The sequence below is a fragment of the Winogradskyella sp. J14-2 genome, assembly GCF_001971725.1.
In the GTDB taxonomy this organism is placed as follows: domain Bacteria; phylum Bacteroidota; class Bacteroidia; order Flavobacteriales; family Flavobacteriaceae; genus Winogradskyella.
In genome coordinates this window covers 2,363,881-2,388,406 of sequence record NZ_CP019388.1, presented here as the reverse complement: position 1 = coordinate 2,388,406, position 24,526 = coordinate 2,363,881, and the positions used below count along the sequence as shown (strand labels likewise).

The window sequence follows — 24,526 nt, the reverse complement described above, 5'->3', positions numbered from 1 at the left end:
TAACTATGAAAGCAATAATAAAACCATTTGCTGTAATGATGGGAATACTATCCCTTACTGCTTGCAATGCAAACACAAAACAAAATCAGCAAGATCTCGCTATCAATCAAACAGTGATTGAAACGAATTTAAAAACCGACAAACCAGAAATTAAAGTCGCATTATTACTAGACACCAGTAATAGTATGGATGGTTTAATTGACCAAGCTAAGGCGCAATTATGGGAAATTGTAAACGAACTTTCTTATGCCAAATGCGAAGAGCAAAACCCTAATCTTAAAATTGCACTTTATGAATACGGTAATGATAATCTTAATGCAGATGAAGGGTATTTAAGACAAGTACTCGCCTTTAGTGATGATTTAGACGAAATATCAAAATCGCTTTTCTCTCTAACCACTAAAGGTGGTAATGAATACTGTGGTAAAGTGATAAAAACAGCTTTAGATCAACTTAATTGGGGCGACAATCAAGATGACTTAAAATTAATTTTTATAGCAGGAAATGAGCCCTATACGCAAGGTACTGTTAGTTACAAAGAAGCCTCTAAACTCGCACATCAGAAAGACGTTACCGTTAACACAATTTTTTGTGGAGACTATAATCAAGGGATTTCAGGTTTTTGGAAGGATGGTGCAGATCTAACTCATGGCGATTACATGGCTATTAACCATAACAAAGCAACAATACATGTAGCATCGCCTTACGATGATAAAATTTTAGAACTCAATGAGAAACTAAACAAAACGTATGTCGCTTATGGATACTTAGGAAGGCAAAAAATGGAAACGCAGGCAGAACAAGATCTTAATGCTATGAGTTACAACAAAGCTAATGCTGTTAGCAGAACTGTAAGTAAAAGTTCAAGACTTTATAAAAATAGCTCGTGGGATTTAGTTGATGCAGAAAAGGAAGCTGATTTTTCCTATGAAGATTTAGATGAAAAACAATTACCTGAAGAATTAAAAGGCAAATCTAAAGATGAAATAAAACTTTATGTCGAAAAGAAAAGAGATGAGCGCGAAAAGCTTCAAAAAGAAATAGCAGAATTAAATGTGAAACGTAAAACATACATCGCTAAAAATACTGAAGATAAAACTAACGGATTAGAAAATGCTATGGTTAATGCCATAAAAACCCAAGCAAAAAGCAAAAACTACGTCTGGGAATAGCACATAACAAAAAAGGCTCGATTAAAAACCGAGCCTTTTTTATTTTAGTTAATTAATTGCTGGACAATTACACTCAAACTTCTCTCGCTTACAATTAAAGTTGTAACCTAAAGTTATTTGATGAAAACCACCTGTATTAAAGTTTACGGTATTAGCCTGGTATGAATATGTGTAAGCAAACACAAAATTATTATAATCTACACCAATAAAAGGTGTAATATACTGTAACTTTTGGCTACTTACACCAGAACCGTCTACAAACTCAGCACCGTCTAAACTACGTCGGTAAGATAAGCCTCCCCATATTTTACCGAAATCCATTTCTCTGTAAACCTTAGCATTAATATCTATTGAAGACTCTTCTGTAGCATCTCTATACATATACATTACTGAAGGTTCATAACTCCAGTCACTTCCGTACTTACTGAATGTATAACCAGTAGAAAACAAATAAGTTCTTAAATTTCTAAACTCCCATTGATCACCATTACGATTCCAATTAATACCATCGTTTTCTAAAATATTTTTAGCTGTAAAATGTGCATAAAAATCTAAAAAGTGGTAAGAAAAACCAGCGTCAATATTAAAATTAGTAGCCGTAGCACTTGTTGCTAAAGGATCAAATAAATCACCAGGTCCTAGCCACTCACTTGCATCTACTTTATACTGTAAAAACCCAGCGTTAATACCAAAAGACAACATGTTAAGGTCTATCTCATTTCTTGAGAACATTAAATGATATGCAAAACTAGCATATCCACCTAATGTAGAATGGTAGCCGTTAGAATCGTTGAATAAAATTCCTCCAATACCAACAGGAGTGTCTCCAACTCTACCGTTAATACTTAGAGTTTGCAAACTAGGTGCATCATCAACGCCAAACCATTGCTGTCTTGCAGTTAACCTAACCTTAGCACAATTAGCAACGCCTGCCATGGAAGGGTGTATTAGATAGTAGTTATCTGTTAAATAATCTGAATAAATCGGCACACCTTCTTGAGCAAAACCAATATTTGCTATCAGGGCTGTAAATGCTACTACACAAAACTTTTTTAATCTCATAATTTCTTTTAACGTTTCAAGGTAAAATGGGCTTTGAACTCTTTGGTTTGGTTGGTCAGGGGCTCTAGGTACTCTACCGTAAACCAGTAATCGCTCGATGGCATGTTGTTACCGTTGAACGTCCCGTCCCATCCTTGACCTGTCGAGCTTAACTGCTTTAACAGTTTCCCGTAGCGGTCAAATATATAAATTTTGGCATTACTTCCAATACCTTCTATGTTCCATGTTTCATGTATACCATCCCCATTTGGTGTAAAATACTTGGGGTAATCTACAACAAATACCGTCTCTGTAGCAATGCCACAACCTGTCTTATCTCTTGCCGTTACCGTGTGTAATCCTTGTGATACATTGGTAAATTGTATGGTTCCGTCTTCTAATGCGTCTTCCCAGGGACCTCCATCTAAACTAAACTCATACTCCCCTATTCCCGTTACCGTTGCTTCTATAACATTATTTTCACCAAAAAATTGTGTGACAAAGTTTGCGGTTAGCATTGGCGGCGCACTTTCTACTACAATAGTCTCATCATAGGTCTCACAGTTGGTCTCCATTGAGGTGCCTATATCGGTTACCGTAACACCATAGGTTCCTCCCTGTGTTGGCATTATGCTAGGGCCTGTTGCCGTTGCGATGACCTCTCCGTTAAGGGTCCACTCAAAAGTATAGCCGGTACCCGACAACTCGGTGTCCAATACTAATGGATCTAAAAACTCTGTTCCGTTTGTGCCGACACATAGAATATAACTCTCCAATAAATCGAAGTTTGGCTTTGGGTTTACCTGAAGTGTCAGTGGCGCTACTTCGTAACATATGGATCCGTCTTGCTGATTATCAAACACCCCATCGTTGTTGAGGTCTACCGGATCTCCGTTGCCGTCCCCATCTATATCCACAAACTCGAACAGACCGTCGCCATTGGCATCGATACCGTCTGACAGTCCGTCTCCGTCCACGTCTATCAAATCAAACACACCATCGGCATCCGTGTCGTAGGTATCTATTGTACCGTCGCCGTCTAAATCTAATCCCGTTGTTAAGGCTGTTAGATCTAAGGCTATTGGTATTACGACCTGAGTATTGTTATCCACTCTTGCATAAACCACTTGTGGGTTCACAACATTTTCGTACAGGTCTGGCAATGGGTTTACGTTTAAATTAGCATCGGCTTCTGTTGCATAATAAGTTACTATATAATTTGCCGGATCTTGTCCGTCTAACACAAACGCATCTTGTGTTGATAAGGTAAACTGTGTACTGTCGTTACTTGGGTCCAAATCGTTCTCTATATCATCATCACATTCCTCATAGGTTAGATCTACCATATCTGGATTGGCTTGTGCTGCTTCATCTACTTGTAGATTAAAGCGCTGTGTACTTATAGAACATCCCGTTACGTTGTCTGTAATGGTTACATAGAGCTCTTGGGGATTGCTTGTGTTGGTGTACGGACTTACAAGCGCGTTCATCTCTGCTTCAGCATCTGCCAAGGTCTCATGGTAGGTGACGATATAACGTGTTGGATCTTGTCCGTTTAGGACTTCTTCATCTTTTGTTGTTAAGTCAAAATTATCTATTCCGTCTGTATTCAGTTCGCACTGTATAAAGTCCGTTACGGCCACTACCTCTGGTAATGGGTGCACAAATATTGTAAAGCTAACTACAGCATAACAACCGGTTGCATTGTTGGTGACTCTTACGTAAATGTCCTGTTCTGGTATGTCTACATTGGTGTACTGTGTTGGGTCTGCTATGGCATTATCCCCTGCATAGGCATCTTCTGAACTCTCATGGTAGGTTGGCGTTACCCCATTTTCACCATTTAAAATCAATACTTCGTTTTGCGTTAAATCGAACACTTCTACTCCATCTCCTGTATTGATATCATCACACAACTCTAAGTCTGGAATTTGGTCGCTTGGCGTTGGTGTTGGATTTGGCAATACGCGTATGGTCATTGTCGTAAAGGCTACACATCCTGTATCGGTATCGGTAACTACAACATATAAGGTCTGCGGATTCGCCGGAAGTCCATTTACCGAGGTGTTGGTATACTGCGTTGGGTCTGCTATGGCATTGGTCTGCAATTGCGCATCTGCACTGGTCTCATAATAGGCTACTGACCAACTTGCGTTACCGTTGGTGATTTCAGAGTCTTTTACTGTTAAATCAAATACGGTGATCTCATCGCCTGGGTCTTCATCTAGGTCATCGCACAGCTCTAAAGGTGTTGGCTGTACTGGCTCTGGTGGTAATTGCACGATGATCTCAAACGCACCTGTGTCTTGACAGCCTGTGCTCGGGTTGGATAACCTTACATAGATGATCTGTGGGTTGACAGTGTTGGTATAATTACCCGTGTTTATTATTGGGTTATTCCCTGCCGTTGCATCTGCTGCTGTTACATGGTAGGTTAACTCTACCTCTGATGGGTCTTGTGTGCCTAAAATTACAGCTTCTTGCTGGTTTAAATCAAATTGTGCAAAACCGTCAGCGTTAGCATCACAGATTTCTATCGGCGCTAGATTGGTCGGTACTTCTGGCGATGGTACTACAACGAGCTCTAATGTGCTTTGTGTTAAACTGTAACACCCTGTAATCGTACTTTCTGAACGCACATAAATCATTTGGGTATTGGCTACAATGTTGGTATATAACCCTGTGATGGCATTAACCCCTTGTTCGGCCTCTTCCTCAGTCTCATGGTAGGTGATAACCACATCTGCCTCACCATTGGTGATCTCTACCGTACGGACCTCCAGATCGAACTCCGCAAAACCATCATTGTCATCGTCACAGACCTCGATTGGATCTGGGTCTGGGCTTGGTGATGGTATTGGGTCTACTCGTAACGTGAGGGTTATCGTACTGTAACAGCCCGTAACATCATTTTCCCCTCGTACGTAAATCGTCTGTGCATTCATTGTATTGACATATGGACTCGCTATTGGGTTTTCTGCATCATTCGCATCTTGCTGGGTCTCATAATAGGTCAGTGTGATTCCTGTCTGTCCGTTCAGTATCTCGGCATTAGCATCTTCAAGCGTGAAGGCTTCTTGTTCATCCCCTAAGGTTAGGGCATCACACAACACCAATGGCGCTGACTGAACCAATACTGGTAATGGGTTTACGATGAGCTCTAAGCGTGTTACCTTGTAACAACCGCCTGTGGTATCTGGGTCTTCTACACGTACCCACACTTCATCCATCTCTGCTATCGTATTGGTGTAGGCGGTCGGGTTTGCGATTGGATTGTTGGCGTCGTTGGCATTGAGCTCTGTCTGGTAATACGTTATATCGTAATCTGAAGGCGCTGCACCGTTTAACAGCTCATCTTCCTTACTCGTTAAATCAAACTGTGCAAAACCATCTGTGTCATCATCACATACTTCTAATGCCGACGGCACTATAATTTGAGGGGTCTCTTCTACAAATAACGCTAATTCTACAATGGTGGCACAATCGGTGGCAATCGTTTCACTCTCTACTCTTGCATAGAGTAATTGGGCGCCTTCAACTATATTATTATAGCTCGTTGTAGTGTCTATAGCGTCCACATTATTGTCTGCATTGGCAAAGGTCTCGTGATATGTTACCGTTAGACCTGCTGCCCCTCCGGTAATCTCGTTATCGGCTGCTGTTAAATCAAATACACCAAAGCCATCATTGTCCGGATCGCAATAATACAACGGTGTTGGGGTGTTGGCTACTGGCGCCTGTTGTACTTCCAATACCATGGTCGTGGTGTCGTAACAACCTGTTGCGTTGTCCTCTACGCGTACGAAAATAGTCTGTGGATTGCTAACGTTGGTGTATGGTATCGCTAAGGGATTTAACCCTGATTCTGCATCCGCCAGATCAAAATAATAACTTACCGTATAGGTTGGATTATTGCCACTGATCTCACCATTCTTAACGTTTAAATCTATCGCCGTAAATCCGTCTGGTGTTCCGTCGTCGCAAACTTCCAATGGCGTTGGATCTACCAAGACTGGTAATGGGTTAACCTCTAGCTCGAACGTCACCTGGTTGTTGCAGCCTGTATTGTCATTGGTAAGTACAGCATAGATCGTCTGTGGATTACTGGTATTAGCATATGGTCCTATAATGGCGTTCACGTTAAGATCCGCATCGGTTGGGTCGGCATAATAGCTCACCGATACATTGACCTGACCGTTCAGTATCTCTGCTTCCTTGCTCGTTAGGTCGAACAGCTCCTGCTCGTCACCTGGGTTATCCTCGTCGCAAAGTGCATATGGGCTCACCGCTACAGTGGCCGGTAATGGGTTGACGATAAGTTGTAAGGTCGTGGTATCATAGCAGCCTGCTCCGTTCTCGATGCGTACGTAAACTTCTTCCGTGTCGGCTACGGTATTGGTGTACAGTATAGGAAGCACATCCGTACCATCGATAGCTCCTTGTGGCGTGGAATGGTAAGTCACAACCACTCCAGTCTGTGCTCCTATCACCTCCGCATCACGATCACTTAAATTAAACTCAGTAAAACCATCTAAATCGTCATCACAAACCTCTAAGGCCATTGGCGTGTTTGCCACTGGGTTACCTAAAACTTCTAAATCTAAAGAGGTAACAGCATAACATTCGTTATTGGTATTATCCTCTAAACGTGCAAAAATTGTTTGGTTATTTGGTATAACATTATTGTAAGGTGAGGCCAAAGGAGCGACATCGTTCTCTGCATCAGCTTGGTCTAAATGATAAGTCACAGTTACATTATCAGGATCATTTGTTCCAATGACCTCAATGTCTCTGTCTGTAAGTGTAAAGGTTCCGATCCCATCAATTGTATCGCCATCACAGACTTGTAATGGGCTAACCGAATTACCAATGGTTAAATCCGTAAACAACAACTGAAAAGAGGTTGTATCAAAGCATTCTCCTGATGCATCAGCTATACGAACCCAAATAGTCTGTGGGTTGGATGTATTGGTATAATTAGTGGGCAACGCTCCTATATTATCAATTGCATCTTGTTGTGTAAGGTGATAGCTTATGACAAAGTCATTTGGGTCTTGACTTCCTAATATATCATTATTATTCTGTGACAGATCAAATTCTGCAACACCATCCGCATCACAAACAGATAAGTTAGGTGCTGCATTAGCAGTAGGACTTGGTCTAAACTCTACCAAAATGCTATCTGAAGTTTCGCAACCTGGTGCAAATTCTACTTCAACAAAATAGTATCCTTCATCTGTTATATCTATGGTAGAACCTGTTTCACCAGTAATTAGGGTGGCATCGTTAATATTATCGGAATCTGGTGAATAATACCACGTATGCGTTGCGGTAGATGCTTCTGTGTCTAAGGTTATTGCATTACCACCACATTCTGCAGTACCTGCCGCAATTGTAATATCATCGCCTAGATCGCCTCCTAAATTAAAACTACCTGCTTCTAAAAAAATAGCAGAGTCCCAGATAGAATCACCTTCATCAGCAGCAACAAGTTTTATTTCATATGTTGTATTTGGTATAACGGTTGCTGATGCAGTGAGTACGACTGTTCTTCCGCCATAATTGGTTTCACCGATGTTATACCCTTCAAAAAAAGCTGGATTATCTGTACAGTTTCCAGAATTATTTATATTAGTTACGTTAACAGGTGTACCATCTGGTAAAACTGCAAGGTTTGTATATGCTACTGTTCCTACTTCACGTAATAAGAACGCGAATCCGTCGGCAAAGTTACATTCTGTTGAACCATCATACTCTTCTGAAGCCATTAAGTATCTAAAACTAATCTCATTAGATGTAGGAACAAAATTAAACTTTACAAAAGTAGCATCATTGGTACTGCCAGCTCCAAAGCCTAGTGCATTTTCTAAATCTGCGTCTCCTGCCTGACCGTTATTATTTGAAACAAGTGTTGGATTAACATTGTTTCCGGCTTCGGCAGCCACGCCTGATGTTATTATAATACCCTCCTCGAACGGAAAATTAACTGCACCACCTCTGGTGAAATATCCATAGCTCTTTCCACCTAAATCGCCTGGTGTGCCATTGACCTGAAAAGAAAAATTATCTACACCCGAGCAACCACCAGATACTAGAACATTTTCTACCAATTCTGGCAGCGACATTGAAGATTCTGGAAATGCATTATTATTAACAGACACAATGGCCTGCAAAACATTTACAAAAAATATAACGGTTTCTTGGCAGCCAATAGGATTGTCATCTTGTACTGTTAAAGTTACAGTGTAGGAACCTGAAGTTGTGTATGTATTTGACACATTAGTTCCTGTAGCTGTATTTCCATCACCAAAATTCCATGAATATGTTGCATTTGTACCATCGACAGAGAACGTTGCTCCACCAACAAAGTCAATAGTGTCGCCTGGTAAAATCTCAACAACATTTGGTGAGGTTTCTGCTGGTGTAGTACTGACAACTTCTGGTGTTATGGTTTGGCATGACACTGCACATGTAATATCCGCTTCCCAACCTGTAGTATTACCAGAGCCATTAGAAACAAATGCCACTGTTAAACACCCAGATGTGTTGGTGTCCGATGCTATTATGGTACCAGGTGATGCCACACCAGAGTATGTGCCTATAATGGCTGCAGTAGTGTCATCACCATCATATATGGTTAACACATCTGCATTGAGTTGCGTACTAAAACTAACAAAATCTAATATTATGAATTCATCTGGGTTTGGTGGACATATAGTTATAGTGAAATTTTCATCATTTCCATAATTACCAAACTCGCCACCAGAGTCAAAAAATTTATCAGGTTCGCACCTTGTGAAAGTTCCATCTTGCATGGAAAGATCTTGAGAAAACCCAAGCATTGAAAAAATCAGAGCAGTTAAAAATAATACCTTTTTCATAGTTATTAAAATTCATCTAAAAACACACAGAGAATCCCATAAAGATTACAATCTAGGAGCGCATTTTTTATAAATGAGGACGAAATTTAATCAAATTAAATGAATTGACTTAAGAAATTAGTCACAAAACATTATATATAGGATTAACGTTTCATGTTGATATTTCATATTTTTGCACAAAAAAAGAATGCCAAACACAAAAATCACCATAGTTCCAACTTCTAATGAGGCGATAATAAAATTTGAAGCTGATAGATTTTTAACAAATCATAATAGCTTTGAATTTAACAATATAGACGACGCCAAAGACTCTCCTTTAGCGCAGCAGTTGTTTTACTTACCATTTGTTAAGAAGGTATATATAGCTTCAAACTTTATCGCTATTGAACGTTTTAATATTGTAGAATGGAGCGATGTTCAAGAAGAAGTTGCTAAACAAATCGAAGACTATCTCTCTAACGATGGCACCATTGTTACAGAAAATGCCATAAAACCAAAAGCAGCAGTTACTGTTTATGCAGAGAGCACTCCCAACCCAAGTGTTTTAAAGTTTGTTTGCAACAAAGTATTAGTTCCTAATATTTATGAGTTTACATCTATAGAAGACGCTAAACCATCTCCATTGGCAACAGCATTGTTTCAATTTCCTTTTGTGAAGAATGTTTTTATGGAAAAAAACTTTATTTCCATTACAAAGTTTGATATTATAGAATGGGAGGAAATCACACTACAGCTTAGAGAATTTATTAAATCATATGTAGAAGAAGGTAAGACTATTCTTAATGATGATGCACCTAAACAACTTAATAAAACAGAAGCGGCAATAGAACAGAAATTTGAGGCGCTTGATGATACTTCTAAAAACATAGTAAATATACTGGAGGAATATGTAAAACCTGCAGTTGCAAGTGATGGTGGAAATATCGAATTTAGGTCTTACAACGAACAAACAAAAAAAGTTGAAGTATTATTACAAGGCGCTTGTAGCGGTTGTCCGTCATCAACTTTTACGTTAAAAAACGGCATTGAGAATATGCTAAGAGAAATGTTAAACGACACTTCTATTACAGTAAATGCTGTAAATGGCTAGATCATTAAATTTGTATTTAGGCACGATATTTGCAAAATTTAATCTAAACTAAGTTTATGCAATCACTTACGGTTCTCTTTAAAAATGTGTTGCTCACATGTACGCTAACCCTCTGTACTCACGCTCAGCAAATTAACAATCAAAGGCCTACCAACGTGGTTTTAAATGATATTAGAACTCAAATCGAACGATTTAATGAAAATGATGACGCCAACATTAAAGGCTCTCCTTACATCAATGACGAGTTTTCGATTGTTAAGATTAGTCAGGTTAAAGATTCAACTTATTATGCCAGATACAATGCTTTTACCCATGAAATGCAAATACAAACTGACACAGCTAAAACTCTAGCTTTAGATGCAAGTGTTACTTACGAAGTTAAATTTCTTAAGAGTAATAAAACTTATAAATCATTGAGTTATGTAAACAGATATAATATAACTGTTAATAGGTTTCTAGTAGTATTATTAGAAAATGACAAATGTAGCCTCTACAAAGAAGAACATATTGAGTACCATGAAAAGGAAGAAGCTACAACTAACTACGGTAGTGAGAAACCAGCACGGTATGAAAGGGCTGATGATGTCTATTTCATAAAAATTAATAATGAATTAAAACCAATTCCAACAAAGAAAAAACAGTTTCTGAAGTTCTTTCCTAACAAGGAAAAAGAACTGAAATCCTACATGAAAGATCAAAAGTTAAATCCCAAAAACGAAGTAGATCTAATAAAGATAATTGAATATTTAACTTCAATCCTATAATCTGATTATTAGAAATTTATTAGAGACAAACTACTTTATTCTCAGCTCAAAAGTTTCATACCAGTAATAAAATTCGTTAACTTTATGTGACTTTTTAGATACATCCGTTTCTAAAAAGTATTAACCTCTAAAAAAACAATATATTATGGCAGTATTAAAAGTAATTGAAGTATTATCTAATTCAGATAAAAGTTGGGAAGATGCCACGAGAAAAGCTGTGAAAGAAGCATCTAAAACTGTTAAGAACATTCGTTCGGTATATGTACAAGATCAAAGTGCCATCGTAAAAGGTGATGATGTTACCGAATTTAGAGTTAACTTAAAGTTGACATTCGAAGTTAAATAACTACATAATAAAATTCTATATTTACTCGGTTTACTGCCGAGTTTTTTATGCAACAAAACATTAAAAAAATGGAAACACAAAAATGGATAGATAAAGGTTACGACTTAATTGTTGATTTTGCACCAAAAATTTTAGCTGCAATTCTGATATGGATTATTGGTAGTTGGATAATTAAAATGGTTATGAAAGGCATTAAAAAAGGCATGACCAAAGCAAACTATGATGATAGCTTGAAAAAGTTTTTGCTCAACCTCATTAACTGGATTTTTAAGATTGTATTAATCCTTGTAGTATTAGGAACTGTAGGTGTAGAAACCACGTCATTTGCAGCAGTGCTGGCAGCTGCTGGTTTAGCTGTTGGCATGGCCTTACAAGGATCTCTTGGTAATTTTGCCGGTGGTGTTTTAATCATGATTTTTAAACCATTTAAAATTGGTGATCTTATTGAAGCGCAGGGTGAAATTGGTGTTGTAAAAGAAATAGAAATCTTTACGACCAAGCTTACTGGTCTTTCTAATAAAGAAATTATTATTCCTAATGGAGCACTTTCTAACGGTAATATCGTTAATTACACTACAGAAGGCACTAGACGTGTTGATTTAGTTTTTGGAGTTGGCTATGATGCCGACATAAAAAAAACTAAAGAAGTTTTAATGAATGTATTAAATTCTCATCCTTCTGTATTAAGCGACCCTGAGCCTACTGTTACAGTTTTAGAACTCGCTGACAGTTCAGTTAATTTTGCGGTAAGACCATGGTGTAAAACAGAACACTATTGGGATGTGTATTTTGACGTTACTGAAAATGCTAAAGAAGCCTTAGATGCAGCTGGTATAGAAATACCATATCCACATACTGTAGAAATACAAAAGAAAGGTTAAATTTTCTTTTTAATCGCAACAAAGTCCTTTAAGTAATAAGGCTCAAAATAAGCGACATCTTCGATGTCGCTTTTTTTATACTTGTGGTATGACAAAAATCCCATTTCGTTGGCCGACGGCAACTTATCCTTTATGAAAAAAGCGTTAGGATGGTGAATGAGCTGTTGCGTTTTTATTACACCATTCCCAACAAAATAGACTTTACTTTTCTCTAACAAATCTATATAACTGTTTTCCATTAAAACCTCGGCTTTAATCTCTCTTATCAATTGGTGATTATTGTTATAAATAGCCGAATACACTTCCATACGACGTGCATCTAACATAGGTAAAATAAGTCCGTCTACAATTATAACCTGATGGGCCAAACTCTCTAAAGTAGAAATTGAAATTAACGGTTTATTTAAAGCATAACAAAGTCCTTTAGCAGTAGATACTCCAATACGCAAACCAGTATAAGAGCCAGGACCTTTACTAACAGCTACTGCATCGATATCCGATGGTTTAATTTTTGCTTCTTCAAAGACGTTTTTTATAAACACATGCAAGGTTTCTGCATGAGAGTAACCAGGACTATTGTCTTCCTTTAAAACTAAAGTCTCTCCACCTTTAGATAGAGAGACTGAACAATTAGTTGTTGCCGTTTCTATATTTAGAATAGTCGCCAATTCAAATATTTAAAATACACAAAGGTCTAAGATAAAGGTACCGTTAATCTCACTTCCATCCTGACCAACTGCTGTAATGGTTCCTGTTAAAGTGTCTGCATCAGCATCATATTCTGTAATAGTTACAGTACCACAGACTGCTAATTCTGCAGTGGTAACTGGCACATTATTTTCTACAGCTACTCTATTAAAATTAATAGTATCACCGCCAGTATCAGCAAAAGTATACGTCTGAAGGCTTAAATCGTCTATTGGAAACTTTATAGAGTCCTGAGGATCAGCATCGTTTCCAAAAACAGGAAACACACAATCCCCTCCAGTTCTGTTTTCTACATAAATAGTACAAGTGTAGCCGTTGTTTCCACCAGGTGCTAATAAATAAGTTCCACCAGGTGACACGAAAGTTTCGCCCCTAAAATCTCCTTGCGCTGTCTGGTTTATTAAGTCTGGACAATTACTTCCACCTCCATCGCTATCATCTGAACTACATGCAAATACTAATACTGCCACGAAAGCAGATCTGAATAAATTTTTTAACATAATTAAATTATTTCTGATTTATATTGAATAGCCACAAAACTACATAAATTAATCATTGCCAGTTTCTTTTGGCTCATCAGATTTCTTTTTATTCTTAGCCTCAATCATATCTCCAGGCTTTAATGTTTTAGAAACCATATTATATGGACCAGTAATAATTTTATCGTCTTTAGATAATCCTGAAGTAATTTCAATATTAGAATCATCTTGAATACCAGTTTTTACAACTCTTAGCTTAGCTTTACCATTATCATCAATAAATACACACTCAAACTTTTCTTCTTCTTTTTGAACTCCATCGTCATCAATCTCTACTTTCTTACCATACGGCTTTTTAGTTGAACTTGTATCTGTTTTTATAACGATTGCACTAATTGGTACTGCAATAGCATCTTTTCTGGTTTGGGTGATTATATCTACCGTTGCAGTCATTCCTGGTCTAAACGGAGAATACGTTTCTGGTTTTCCTTCCGTTAAATCTTTGTAAGACTCTTCAAGAATCCTAACCTTAACTTTAAAATTGGTGACTTGATCTGCTGTTAAATTTCCAGCAGCTGAATTTGCGATTTCGGTAACTATACCTTTAAATTCCTTTTTTAAGTAGGCATCAACCTCAACAATCGTGGAGTCTCCAATGCTTACTTTAACAATATCATTTTCATTAACATCTACTTCAACTTCCATATTATTAAGATTTGCAACACGCAAGATCTCCGTACCTGCCATTTGTTGTGTACCTACCACACGCTCGCCAAGCTCTACATTAAGCATGGAGATTGTTCCGCTCATTGGAGCATAGATTGTTGTTCTGGTAAGGTTATCTTTAGCCTCATTTACAGATGCTGCTGCACTCTGCACACTGAAATATGCTGAACTTCTTCCTGCAACAGCTGTTTCGTAATTAGCGATTGCCCTGTCCCAGTCTGCTTTAGAAATTACGCCTTTTTCAAACAACGATTTGTTTCTGTCATAGTCTGCTTTGGCTTGTTTTAAAGTTGCTTCGGCTTGCTCTAAGTTTGCTCTAACATTTTGATACGTAGCCTGACTTCTGTTTACCGCAGATTGTATTAAATCTGGGTTGACTCTAACTAGTAAATCCCCTTTTTTTACTTCTTGACCCTCTTTAAAAGGCAGCTCTAAAATTTCACCAGAGACTTCAGAAGATATTTTAACTTCAACTTCTGGTTGAATTTTACCAGTAGCAGAAACGGTTTCTACGATGTCTTTTAAAGTAACTTCTTTTACTATAACTTCTTTGAAATTTCCTTTTTTACCAAACCATCCCATTGATTTTCCCGCTACTAACAGTAATAGCAATAGGACAAATACACCAATGATAATTTTTACAGTTTTACTCATTTTTAAATTAATTTAAGTCGGTTATCGGAAGCCCAAAATAGAATTCTAATATTTTAAGTCTAAAGATGTAATCGTATTTTGTTCTTACCACATCAGATTGTGCATTTTCGTAAGCAGCTCTCGATTGGTTAAAATCGAATGAATTTGATAACCCTACATCATAACGCTCCTTAGCATACTCAAATGCGAGGCGACGCGCCTCTTCCGTTTTTAAAGCCGCCTCATAAGACTTTTTAGAATTTTTAGCATCATTGTATGCTTGGTATACTGTAGACTCTAGATCTAATTCTGTTTGTTCTAATTGAAATTTTTGACGCTCTATAGCTACTTTACCTCTTTGAACGTTGTTTCGCACATTGAATCCATTAAACACGGGAATTCTAAGTTGAAGCCCAAGTGAAGTACCATCAAAAAGATATAATTGATCTATAAAAGGAATATCTTCGCCAGTAAATGGATTGGTTTGAGAACTTGCCCAACGTGTATTATACTGAACAAAACCAGATAAGGTAGGAAAATAACCAGCCCTTGTTATTTCTAAGTCTTTCTCTGCAACCTCTAAATTAGCTTTAGCAATTAGCACATTATTAACCTCTTCTTTTGCTTTTTCTGCAATTTCTGAAGGCGTTCTGTCTAAAATATCAGCAGCAACCAAACCGTAATCTACATCGGCTATATCGAAGGTGAGATAATCTTTTAGTTGAAGTGTTTGTGCAAGTCCTAATTTTGAAATAAACAAAGTGTTTTCAGCATTGATTATTTGTTGCTCTTGTGTCGCGTTTGTGGCCTGTATTTCTAACAAGTCGCCTTGAGGCAATACACCAGCGTCTACTAAGTCTTGAGTGTTTTTAATATTTTCCTTAGTTACCTCGTTTTGGGCTTTTAAGACACGTAATTGCTCTCTATTAGCTAGAATTTGTAAAAAGGAATTTGCGACTGTGAGCGATATGTCGTCTTTCATTCTATCTAAACCGTACTGTGTTGCAATCTGATTGAGTTTAGCACGCTGTAATGTTTTCCAGTTAGCTAAACCGTTAAAAATGTTAATACCAGAGCTTATAGAACCGTTGGCAGACTCAAAAGTATTGTTTTCAAACTGGTTTGTTGCTGGGTTAATGTTAGCACCCGTATTTTGCCCAAAGCTACCATTGGCGTTTAATGTAGGTAAAAAATTACCTATTGCGTCTTTTTTTGCTATGTCGGCTAAATCTGTATCTAACTCACTTTGTTTTATAGAAATGTTATTCTCTAATGCATAATTAACACATTCTAAAAGCGTCCACTTTTTATCCTGTGCATTGGCTAAAGCTACAAAAAGCGTCAGTATTACTATGATTGATTTTTTCATCTGTTGTTTTATTGATTTTATTTTAGACAGATGGAATTGGTCATTAAATTTCTTAAAATATGTAGAAAATTATCTTGACTAATTTCACAATGCCTATATGTCTATATAAATTCTAATGTGTTACACTAAATATTAAAATTATTGTTGCGCATATTTTGGCATTCCTTGCACCTGATTCCAAACTTTTATCTTATCCTCTTTAGATATACCACTTTTAACCTCTACAAAAATACCATCGCTAATTCCTAACTCCACATCTTTTCTTTCAAACTCTTGGTCACCCACAACTACTTCTAAATAAGGTTCTTTTGTATCTTTATCATATTGCACTAAAGCTTCTTTTATAGCAAGGACGTTCTCAGCCCTTTCTAAAATGATTGAAGCATTTGCACTTAAACCAGCTCTTATAAATGTTGAATCTACCGTTTTAAGACTACCTTTAATTTCAAACTGAATAGCACCATTTTCTGCTACACCCTTTGGAGCAATGTAATCTAAAACTGCGTCAAACTTTTCGTTTTCAATAGCACCCACGGTAATCTCTAAAGGTAGACCCTCTTTAATTTTCCCAACTTCACTTTCATCTACCTTACCTTCAAAAATCATTTTGGTAACATCAGCTAATGATGCAATTGATGTTCCCTCATTAAAATTATTAGCCTCAATAACTTGGTTACCAGCTTTTACAGGCACATCTAGCACCATACCAGAAACTGTTGCTCTTACTTGTGTTTGCGCTATATTACCTAAACCAGATGTTGTTCCTGTTTTTATAATGTCATAATTTTGACGCGATTGTGTAACATTAATCCTTGCTTGCTCTACTTGTTGCTTAGCTTGTAAGTAGGTGTTATTTACTTGATCGAAGTCATTTGCAGAGATTACACCCTTGTCAAATAAGGCTTTTTGGCGATCGTATATAGCTTTTTGTGTTTTATAATTAATTTCAGCAGTTTGCAAAGCTGTTTGGTTAGATGCTATATTGTTTTTGGCGCTTGTTAAATTAGAAACGTTAGGTATTACTCTAATTTGAGCAATTAAATCTCCTTGTTTAACATATTCGCCAGCTTCTACAAAGACCTCATCTACAACACCAGAGATATTGGGTTTTATTAACACCTCCTCTTTTGGAACTATGCTACCTGTTGCTACGGTTTTAACCACAATAGTTTGTTCTGTTGGAGTTTCTGAAGTGTAGGTTATTGGATCTTCTTGATTTTTTGACCATAGGTAAAAAAGGGACACTCCAAATACTACTACTATTAAAATTAATACGATGACGGTTGTTGTTCTTTTCATCTTTGATTGATATATAATTTATTTATCGATAAACGTTTTTATTCTATTCTTAATGCGTCTACTGGTTTCATTTTTGTTGCTCTGTTAGCGGGAATTAATCCTGCTAAAAGACCAGAAACCACTAGTATGATAAGTGCAGTGAATACAACCTGCATTCCCACACTCGGATTAGCAAAATTTTCTACATTACCTGCTTGATCTAATATGTAATTTAAAACCCATATCACCAAGGCTGCAAAGGATACTCCTAACATGCCAGATAAAATGGTAAGCACCAAACTTTCTTGAAGAATTTGACCTTTGATCATCCATGGTGTTGCACCCAATGCACGTCTTACACCAATCTCTTTTGTTCGCTCTTTAACAACAATCAGCATGATATTGTTAATACCAATGATACCAGACATTAACACCAATGCTCCTACAAAGTAACCCACTATCGTTAATATTGAAAACAGACCGCTTATTCTACCAAACTGTTCAGATAAATCAAAATGACCAATAGCCCTATCGTCTTCTGGGTGCACTTTGTGTCTTGATTTCATTAAATCAAAAATCTGTTGCTTAATTGAAGTTATTGGCACATTGTCTACAGCTGTTATGGCCATCCAACCTACATTTTCTCCTCTATTAAAAGCTTGCGAAAAGGTTGTAAATGGTATATAAATAGTGCTAGCATCTTGCTCATCGTCTCCTTGGCTATTACTCATTTTAAATGTACCAACAACCTTAAAATTAACTCCATTAATTTTAATATAGGTTCCTAATATTTCTTCTCCTTTATCATATAGTCCTTTTACAACACCTGTTCCGATGACGCATATTTTTCTTTTTGAATCAATATCGGAATAACTTAAAAAACGGCCTTGGAGAATGTCCATTGGCTGTTGCTTAATGTACTCAGGATAGTCGCCATATATTTCGAAGGCACCAGTTTTTGTTCCTCTTATAACGTTATTGGCTCCTCTAAATCCACCAAGCTGATTTCTTGGTGAGACATACTTAAGATTAGGAATCTCTGACTTTATAGCTTCGACGTCGTCTAGCTTATAATTAAAATAACGTCCTTTAGGTAGTCCTTTGTATGGTTTTGAGGTTCCTTGTGTCCACATAAACATAGAGTTGGTCGCAAAATCACCAAAGTCTGCTGTTACACCATTTTTAAGACCATTTGTTAAGGCTAAAAGCAATACTAAGATTGTGATTCCCCAAAACACACCAAATGCAGTTAAAATAGTTCTAAACTTATTTGCATTTAGAGCTTCTAATATTTCGTTCCATCGATCTCTACTAAACATATTACTCGTCTCTTAATGCCACTATGGGTTTAATTTTTGCGGCTCTATACGCAGGTATAAAACCAGCAAAAGCACCAGCTATTACTAATATAAACACTGTTGTTAGGGCTATATTAAAATCTACCTGAGGATATTTTATAAAATCACTGTCTATCTGAGGGCCTACTACTTCTAATATGCCCAACCCAAAAATTAACCCAAATAAGCCTGCAAAAATGGTTACAAATACAGCTTCTTGTAAAATCATACCCACTATAGACATTGGCAGAGCACCTAGGGCTTTTCTTATACCTATCTCTTTTGTACGCTCTTTTACAATAATTAGCATGATGTTGCCTACACCGACTATACCAGCTATAATTGTTCCTATACCCACAAACCAAAAAACGGCTTGTATGGTTGCAATAAGGGAATATATTTTTTGAGCTTCTTCTAATGTGTTATTTACACGAACTGCACTTTGGTCGTCTGGGGCAACTGTATGAAGTTCTTTTATCTGCGTTTCTATACCTTGAGCAATGGCAGTAGACTGCGCTACGGCTTCATCAAAATTATCTGCCATCTTTACCGTAAACGACATATTTCTGATATTGTCTCCTGCATTAAAAACTTGTTGGGCTGTGGTTACAGGTATATAAACTTGACTTTCTTCTCGGTCTCCTCCTGGATCGTAGAAAACACCGACTACTTTAAAATTTACTCCAAAAATTTGTATATTCTTATCGATAGGGTCTTCTTCTTTGAATAGATCCTTTTTCATTTTATTACCGATAATAGCAATTTTTTTCTTGTCGACTAAATCTAATTGACTAATAAAGCGGCCATAACCTATATCTGCATTCTCAATAAATTGATTATCGGGTAAAGTGCCTCTGATTCTGTAATTACCAGATTCATTTTTGTAGCTTACTGTACCTCCCCAAATCATATAATCCTTGCTTCGATATTCAAAATAGTCGTCATATTTTCGCTCTACAGATTCAAAGCTAGAGTTCTTAAGTTGAACATATCTACCAGGATTTAATCCTTTATATCCTTTTGTTGTGACTCCTGTCCAAACAGAAATTCTATTTGTTGCGTCTTGTTCAAACTGAGATTTTACTCCATTTTCTATGCCTTTGCTAAAGCCTAAAAGGATAACCAAAATAAAAATTCCTGATGCTACCGAAAGCCCAGTTAAAAAGGTACGAAGTTTGTTTTTTCGTAGGGTTTCAAATATTTCTTGCCAACGCTCTAGATCAAACATTTGCTGAAGCTCTAACTTGTTCTACTTTACTATCATCTATTATTACACCGTCTTTAAGATTAACAATGCGTTTGGTCATTTGTGCTATATCATGCTCGTGAGTTACAACCAGAATTGTTTTTCCTTCGTCATTAATCCCTTGAATAAGATCCATAACTTCGTAAGATGTTTTAGTGTCTAATGCACCTGTAGGCTCATCTGCCAAGAGCACTTTTGGCTCGCTTGCCAATGCTCTAGCAATAGCAACGCGTTGTTTTTGTCCGCCAGATAATTCACTTGGCAAGTGATGCGACCATTCTGCAAGACCAACTTTTTCGAGGTAATGCATTGCCTTTTCTGTGCGCTCTTTTCGTTTTATGCCTTTGTAATATAAAGGCATAGACACGTTATCTAGAGCACTTTTATAATTTATAAGGTTGAAAGATTGAAAGATAAATCCCAGAAACTCGTTTCTGTATTTGGCCGCTATTTTTTCGTTGAGATTTTTTATTGGTACTCCATCAAGAATATATTCACCTTTATCAGCTTCATCTAACATTCCTAAAATATTTAACAACGTAGATTTACCAGATCCTGAAGAACCCATTATGGATACAAGTTCACCTTCTTTTACTTCAAAATTAATTCCTTTTAAAACGTGAAGCGAATTGCTTCCCATATGGTAAGATTTATGCAAATCTTTTATTTGAATCATAGCTGGCTAATTAAAACATGCAAGTTTAAGAAAATCTTAATGCCTTTTCTGCCAATAAACTGTTAAGACTTCCTTTGAAACACTATGATTTAGACTACTATATCTGTACTTTGTTACAATTAATTATCTGTTTTTTTCGTCTTTTTAGAATTATTAAAGGTCTTATATACATATAAGCCAATAATTGCAACTAAAATATAAGGTACTGCCATTAGAAACATTATACCATCATTAATGCCTTCTGCTGCCGATTGATCGTCACCACTTTCTAGCACTGCTCTGCACATTGCACACTGTGCATTTGCCCTAAGAAAAGAGAAAAAAGAAACAACTAAAAAAAGTAGTCTACGCTTCATTTTTTAGGCATAATAGGGTGAGATCATAAAATAAACTATAACTCCAGTTACAGCAACGTATAGCCACAATGGTAATGTTATTTTAGCTATCTTCTTATGGCGCTCAATATTATTGGTTATAGCTCTAACGTAAGTTATTAATACAAAAGGTATAATAACGACTGAAAGTAGTATATGGGTAATGAGTATAAAGTAGTATATGTATTTTACGGCTCCTTCTCCTCCAAACTTTGTTGAATCGCTGGTCATATGATACGCGACGTACATTATTAAAAACATAACGGACAACGCTATGGCAAACTTCATTAAATTTTCGTGCAATTTTCTGTTTTTATTTTTTATTGCAATAACAGCCACAACTAAAATTACTGCTGTTAGCCCATTAATACCAGCATAAATTGGCGGCAGCATGGTTAGTGGCTCTACATCGAAACCTAGCTCGCGAAGATTAATACCAAATAGCGCTGCTACTGCGAGAGGAATTATAATGGACAGTGCAACAATCCATTTATTGTATTTTTTTTCTTTTTCTAAATTAACAGTACTCATGTTATTCTTTCAATAGTTTAGCAATATCTTCTTTTAAAATTGTTATTTCTTGTGGAATACCTTCATCATCAACACCATCCTCTTCAGAGATTAGACCATTATAAAATATTAAAGGGTTTCCAAAATTATCTCTTCTAGAACGTATATATCCTTCTTTATCTATTAAGGCAAAATTACCTGAATGTTCAAATCCTCCTTCGACGGATTCGTCTTTTGCTGTGTATAGATTAAAACCTTCGTTGGCTAGTTTATAAATAGCATCTTCATTACCAGTCATTAAGTGCCAATTAGGATTTGTAATGCCGTAGGCCTCGGCATAAGCTTTCAAAACTTCTGGTGTATCAACCTCTGGATTTATTGTAAATGAGGCTACTCCAAAATTTTCGAAATCTTTAAAATGATTTTGCACACTCACCAAATTACGATTCATTATCGGACATATCGTTGGGCAGGTTGTAAAAAAGAACTCTACAACGTACACCTTACCCATATAATCTTCATTAGTAATGGTTTTTCCATTTTGATCTGTAAAGCTAAAGGTAGGTATCTTTTTTGGCTCATTACCGATTTTTATATAGGCCAAATCACTTTTTACATCGTTTTGGTTTTTAGAAACGTTGTCACTTCGGCTTTCATCTCTGGTAATATCATTATTACTAATTCTATTTATAATTTTTGGTATAAAAATAATCCCGAAAACTAAAATGATAAAAGTAATACCTACGTATGAATAATTGGTTTTCTTACTCATTGGTTTGTTTTAAATCTTTACTTCGTCTTTGATTAGAATCATCAAAGTCTCCTTTACGTTTATCTCTATATTCTTTAAATAGCACACGCATGTCCTCTGCCGCCATTTTATTTTTTAATTCAGCTACTTCCACACAGTCATAGCTGTATAAACTATAAAGTGGCTTATTTGCTTCAATTTCTTTTTCGGTTCTATCGTCTAACCGCCCTCTTTGATTTAAATCTCGGTCAATAATAAAAACCATGCTACTGGAAAGATCATTATCCAACGCTTCTTCAGATTTTAAGCTATTAAACACACGTTTAATATCTGAGTCGTCTGCATAAACCAAATGCCAAAAGCGTAAATCTTCATACGACCTGATTTCCTTAAGCAAGGCTTCTGCTTCAGTTTTTGCCTCATAGGGTAATAGCATTACTACCTGAAACGTTTTAAACCCTTTACTTCTGTCGTAGACCAGCTCTTTTAAATTAAAAGCTGCTGTGGAATTTTCCATCGGTTTTTTTCCTAAGAACGAAAGTATAGTAATATGGTCTTTCAACTGCAAATTATCTTTATTATCAGGCAATTCGGCAACACCTTCCTTAACTATATCTAAAGGATTATAATTATCCTTAGAAAGCAACATTACAAGTATAAATGCCACAGGCAGAAAGAATAAAATACTTAAGACAATATTGCGTTTTTTACTACTTAATTCCATATTGCAAAAATAAAAAAGGTGGTTTAGAAAAACCACCTTTTAAATATCATTTAACTCAATATTTTGAATTTTAAAAATCTCTTTTTATCAATGCATCGTCTGCATTATAAACTTCAAACACATATCCTCCTTCTTGTAATAAGATAAATATGAGGTAACATATTAAGAATACACCTGTCCAGACTACCATGCGTCTTAACGACTTTACTTCGTCTCGCATGTGCATAAAATCCCAAGTAATATAGTAGGCTTTTACGATAGTAAGAAGGATGAATATTAAGTTCAAAGGCTTCATGTATACAATTGGTGATAAAATAATATTACCTATTGTTGCAAAGAATCCACCTTCTAATGGGCTAATCCAAGTGTTCATTAAAATTTCTGGCTTGTATATACCAAGAACAACCTCTATTGCGGTTACAAAAGTTAAAAACGCCAGTACACCCCAAATTTTTTGTGTGTTAGATTTAAATTTCCAACGTCCTCTAAATATTTCTAATTTATGTTCGTGTGCCATAATTTTTTTCTAATTCTATTTTATACTAAGTAGAAGAAGGTGAATACAAATACCCAAACTAAATCGACAAAGTGCCAGTAAAGACCAACTTTTTCAACCATTTCATAGCTACCTCTTCTTTCGTATGTACCTAATACCACGTTAAAAAATATGATGATATTTAGTACAACTCCCGAAAATACGTGGAATCCGTGAAATCCTGTAATGAAGAAAAAGAAGTCAGCGAAAAGTGAAGTACCATATTCATTGACTCTAAGGTTAGCTCCTTTTACCACAAGACTTCCATTCTCTTTAATTTGTTTCAATGACTCTTCTCTAGAAAGAACAGTCTTTTGTCCTTCTTCATTTATCAATTGTGTTCTGACTAATATATTTGGATTAGCTTCTAAACCTTGAAATATTTCGTTTACTGTGTAAGGTGGCAGACTAGCTTCTTCCCTAAACCATAGACCATTCTTTCTTTGGTGCTCTTCGCGCACGTCTGGAATACTAACAGCAAAATCATCTATAGATACTCTCTTGAATTTTTCTGCACCATCTACTGTAACATACTCACCAAATTGTAGGATATTTCCACCTTTTGTCTGAACGGCTCCATAATCTCCCTGAATAAATGTTGCCCATTCCCAAGCTTGAGAACCAACAAATATTAAGCCACCAATAATGGTTAAGAACATGTAGAGGGTTACTTTAGCTTTATTCATATGATGGCCAGCATCCACAGCCAGCACCATAGTTACAGAAGACATAATAAGAATAAATGTCATAAAAGCAACGTAGATCATTGGTAGTTCTTGCCCATGTAAAAAAGGTACGTGGGTAAATACCTCGTCTGCTATTGGCCACTCTTTTATAAACTTAAATCTTGAAAAGCCGTACGCTGCTAAAAAGCCAGAAAATGTCAATGCATCAGAAACGATAAAGAACCACATCATCATCTTACCATAACTTGCCTTTAGAGGTTTATTTCCTCCTCCCCAAGTTTTTCCTTCTGTGCCAGTACTTGCTACTGTAGAATCCATA

At 36.5% G+C, this 24,526-nt stretch carries 21 protein-coding genes; 5 read left to right on the top strand and 16 right to left on the bottom strand.

Going from position 1 to position 24,526, the window contains the following annotated elements:
- Positions 1-5: 5 nt before the first annotated feature.
- Positions 6-1,172, top strand: a complete 1,167-nt coding sequence (locus BWZ20_RS10720) for a vWA domain-containing protein (protein ID WP_076619882.1) — start codon at positions 6-8, stop codon at positions 1,170-1,172.
- A 48-nt stretch (positions 1,173-1,220) separates the two neighbouring features.
- Here BWZ20_RS10720 and BWZ20_RS10715 read toward each other — a convergent pair whose 3' ends face one another.
- Complete coding sequence (locus BWZ20_RS10715) at positions 1,221-2,234, bottom strand: type IX secretion system membrane protein PorP/SprF (protein ID WP_076619880.1); 1,014 nt, start codon at positions 2,232-2,234, stop codon at positions 1,221-1,223.
- A gap of 8 nt (positions 2,235-2,242) precedes the next feature.
- Positions 2,243-9,094, bottom strand: coding sequence for a choice-of-anchor L domain-containing protein (locus tag BWZ20_RS10710; protein ID WP_076619877.1), 6,852 nt, complete (start codon positions 9,092-9,094; stop codon positions 2,243-2,245).
- 187 nt (positions 9,095-9,281) lie between these two features.
- Between BWZ20_RS10710 and BWZ20_RS10705 the strand changes: the two genes are divergently transcribed.
- The 4 genes from BWZ20_RS10705 to BWZ20_RS10690 all read left to right on the top strand — a co-directional run bounded on the left by BWZ20_RS10705 (position 9,282) and on the right by BWZ20_RS10690 (position 12,175).
- Positions 9,282-10,184, top strand: a complete 903-nt coding sequence (locus BWZ20_RS10705) for a NifU family protein (RefSeq protein ID WP_076619875.1) — start codon at positions 9,282-9,284, stop codon at positions 10,182-10,184.
- 56 nt (positions 10,185-10,240) lie between these two features.
- The gene (locus BWZ20_RS10700) at positions 10,241-10,948 is read left to right on the top strand and encodes a hypothetical protein (RefSeq protein WP_076619873.1); all 708 of its coding nucleotides are present in this window, start codon (positions 10,241-10,243) and stop codon (positions 10,946-10,948) included.
- A 145-nt stretch (positions 10,949-11,093) separates the two neighbouring features.
- Positions 11,094-11,294, top strand: a complete 201-nt coding sequence (locus BWZ20_RS10695) for a dodecin family protein (RefSeq protein ID WP_076619871.1) — start codon at positions 11,094-11,096, stop codon at positions 11,292-11,294.
- Between the two features lie 68 nt (positions 11,295-11,362).
- Complete coding sequence (locus tag BWZ20_RS10690) at positions 11,363-12,175, top strand: mechanosensitive ion channel family protein (protein WP_076621332.1); 813 nt, start codon at positions 11,363-11,365, stop codon at positions 12,173-12,175.
- Here the strand turns inward: BWZ20_RS10690 and tsaB are convergent.
- From tsaB to BWZ20_RS10620, 14 genes are all read right to left on the bottom strand, one after another.
- On the bottom strand, positions 12,172-12,843 hold the full coding sequence (gene tsaB / locus BWZ20_RS10685) for a tRNA (adenosine(37)-N6)-threonylcarbamoyltransferase complex dimerization subunit type 1 TsaB (protein WP_076619869.1): 672 nt from the start codon (positions 12,841-12,843) through the stop codon (positions 12,172-12,174). The genes BWZ20_RS10690 and tsaB overlap by 4 nt on opposite strands.
- A gap of 9 nt (positions 12,844-12,852) precedes the next feature.
- Positions 12,853-13,383: a hypothetical protein gene (locus BWZ20_RS10680; protein WP_076619867.1), complete on the bottom strand. Its 531-nt coding sequence runs from the start codon at positions 13,381-13,383 to the stop codon at positions 12,853-12,855.
- A gap of 48 nt (positions 13,384-13,431) precedes the next feature.
- The gene (locus tag BWZ20_RS10675; RefSeq protein ID WP_076619865.1) at positions 13,432-14,742 is read right to left on the bottom strand and encodes an efflux RND transporter periplasmic adaptor subunit; all 1,311 of its coding nucleotides are present in this window, start codon (positions 14,740-14,742) and stop codon (positions 13,432-13,434) included.
- A gap of 7 nt (positions 14,743-14,749) precedes the next feature.
- On the bottom strand, positions 14,750-16,090 hold the full coding sequence (locus BWZ20_RS10670) for a TolC family protein (RefSeq protein WP_076619863.1): 1,341 nt from the start codon (positions 16,088-16,090) through the stop codon (positions 14,750-14,752).
- 138 nt (positions 16,091-16,228) lie between these two features.
- Entirely contained in the window at positions 16,229-17,389 is a 1,161-nt protein-coding gene (locus BWZ20_RS10665) for an efflux RND transporter periplasmic adaptor subunit (RefSeq protein ID WP_076619861.1), read from the bottom strand.
- Positions 17,390-17,427: 38 nt separating this feature from the next.
- Positions 17,428-18,687 carry an ABC transporter permease gene (locus BWZ20_RS10660; protein WP_076619859.1) on the bottom strand — a complete coding sequence of 420 codons (1,260 nt, stop codon included), beginning with the start codon at positions 18,685-18,687 and terminating at the stop codon, positions 17,428-17,430.
- Position 18,688: 1 nt separating this feature from the next.
- Entirely contained in the window at positions 18,689-19,933 is a 1,245-nt protein-coding gene (locus tag BWZ20_RS10655) for an ABC transporter permease (RefSeq protein WP_076619857.1), read from the bottom strand.
- The gene (locus BWZ20_RS10650) at positions 19,926-20,627 is read right to left on the bottom strand and encodes an ABC transporter ATP-binding protein (RefSeq protein ID WP_076619855.1); all 702 of its coding nucleotides are present in this window, start codon (positions 20,625-20,627) and stop codon (positions 19,926-19,928) included. Before BWZ20_RS10650 ends, BWZ20_RS10655 begins: the two co-directional genes overlap by 8 nt.
- A 119-nt stretch (positions 20,628-20,746) precedes the next feature.
- On the bottom strand, positions 20,747-20,983 hold the full coding sequence (locus tag BWZ20_RS10645) for a hypothetical protein (protein ID WP_076619853.1): 237 nt from the start codon (positions 20,981-20,983) through the stop codon (positions 20,747-20,749).
- 3 nt (positions 20,984-20,986) lie between these two features.
- The gene (locus BWZ20_RS10640) at positions 20,987-21,532 is read right to left on the bottom strand and encodes a DUF420 domain-containing protein (protein WP_076619851.1); all 546 of its coding nucleotides are present in this window, start codon (positions 21,530-21,532) and stop codon (positions 20,987-20,989) included.
- A gap of 1 nt (position 21,533) precedes the next feature.
- Positions 21,534-22,283 carry an SCO family protein gene (locus BWZ20_RS10635; protein WP_076619849.1) on the bottom strand — a complete coding sequence of 250 codons (750 nt, stop codon included), beginning with the start codon at positions 22,281-22,283 and terminating at the stop codon, positions 21,534-21,536.
- Positions 22,276-22,986, bottom strand: coding sequence for a hypothetical protein (locus BWZ20_RS10630; protein ID WP_076619847.1), 711 nt, complete (start codon positions 22,984-22,986; stop codon positions 22,276-22,278). Before BWZ20_RS10630 ends, BWZ20_RS10635 begins: the two co-directional genes overlap by 8 nt.
- Before the next feature lie 70 nt (positions 22,987-23,056).
- The gene (locus BWZ20_RS10625; protein ID WP_076619845.1) at positions 23,057-23,503 is read right to left on the bottom strand and encodes a cytochrome C oxidase subunit IV family protein; all 447 of its coding nucleotides are present in this window, start codon (positions 23,501-23,503) and stop codon (positions 23,057-23,059) included.
- A 20-nt stretch (positions 23,504-23,523) separates the two neighbouring features.
- Complete coding sequence (locus tag BWZ20_RS10620; protein WP_076619843.1) at positions 23,524-24,525, bottom strand: cytochrome c oxidase subunit 3; 1,002 nt, start codon at positions 24,523-24,525, stop codon at positions 23,524-23,526.
- Position 24,526: the final 1 nt, after the last annotated feature.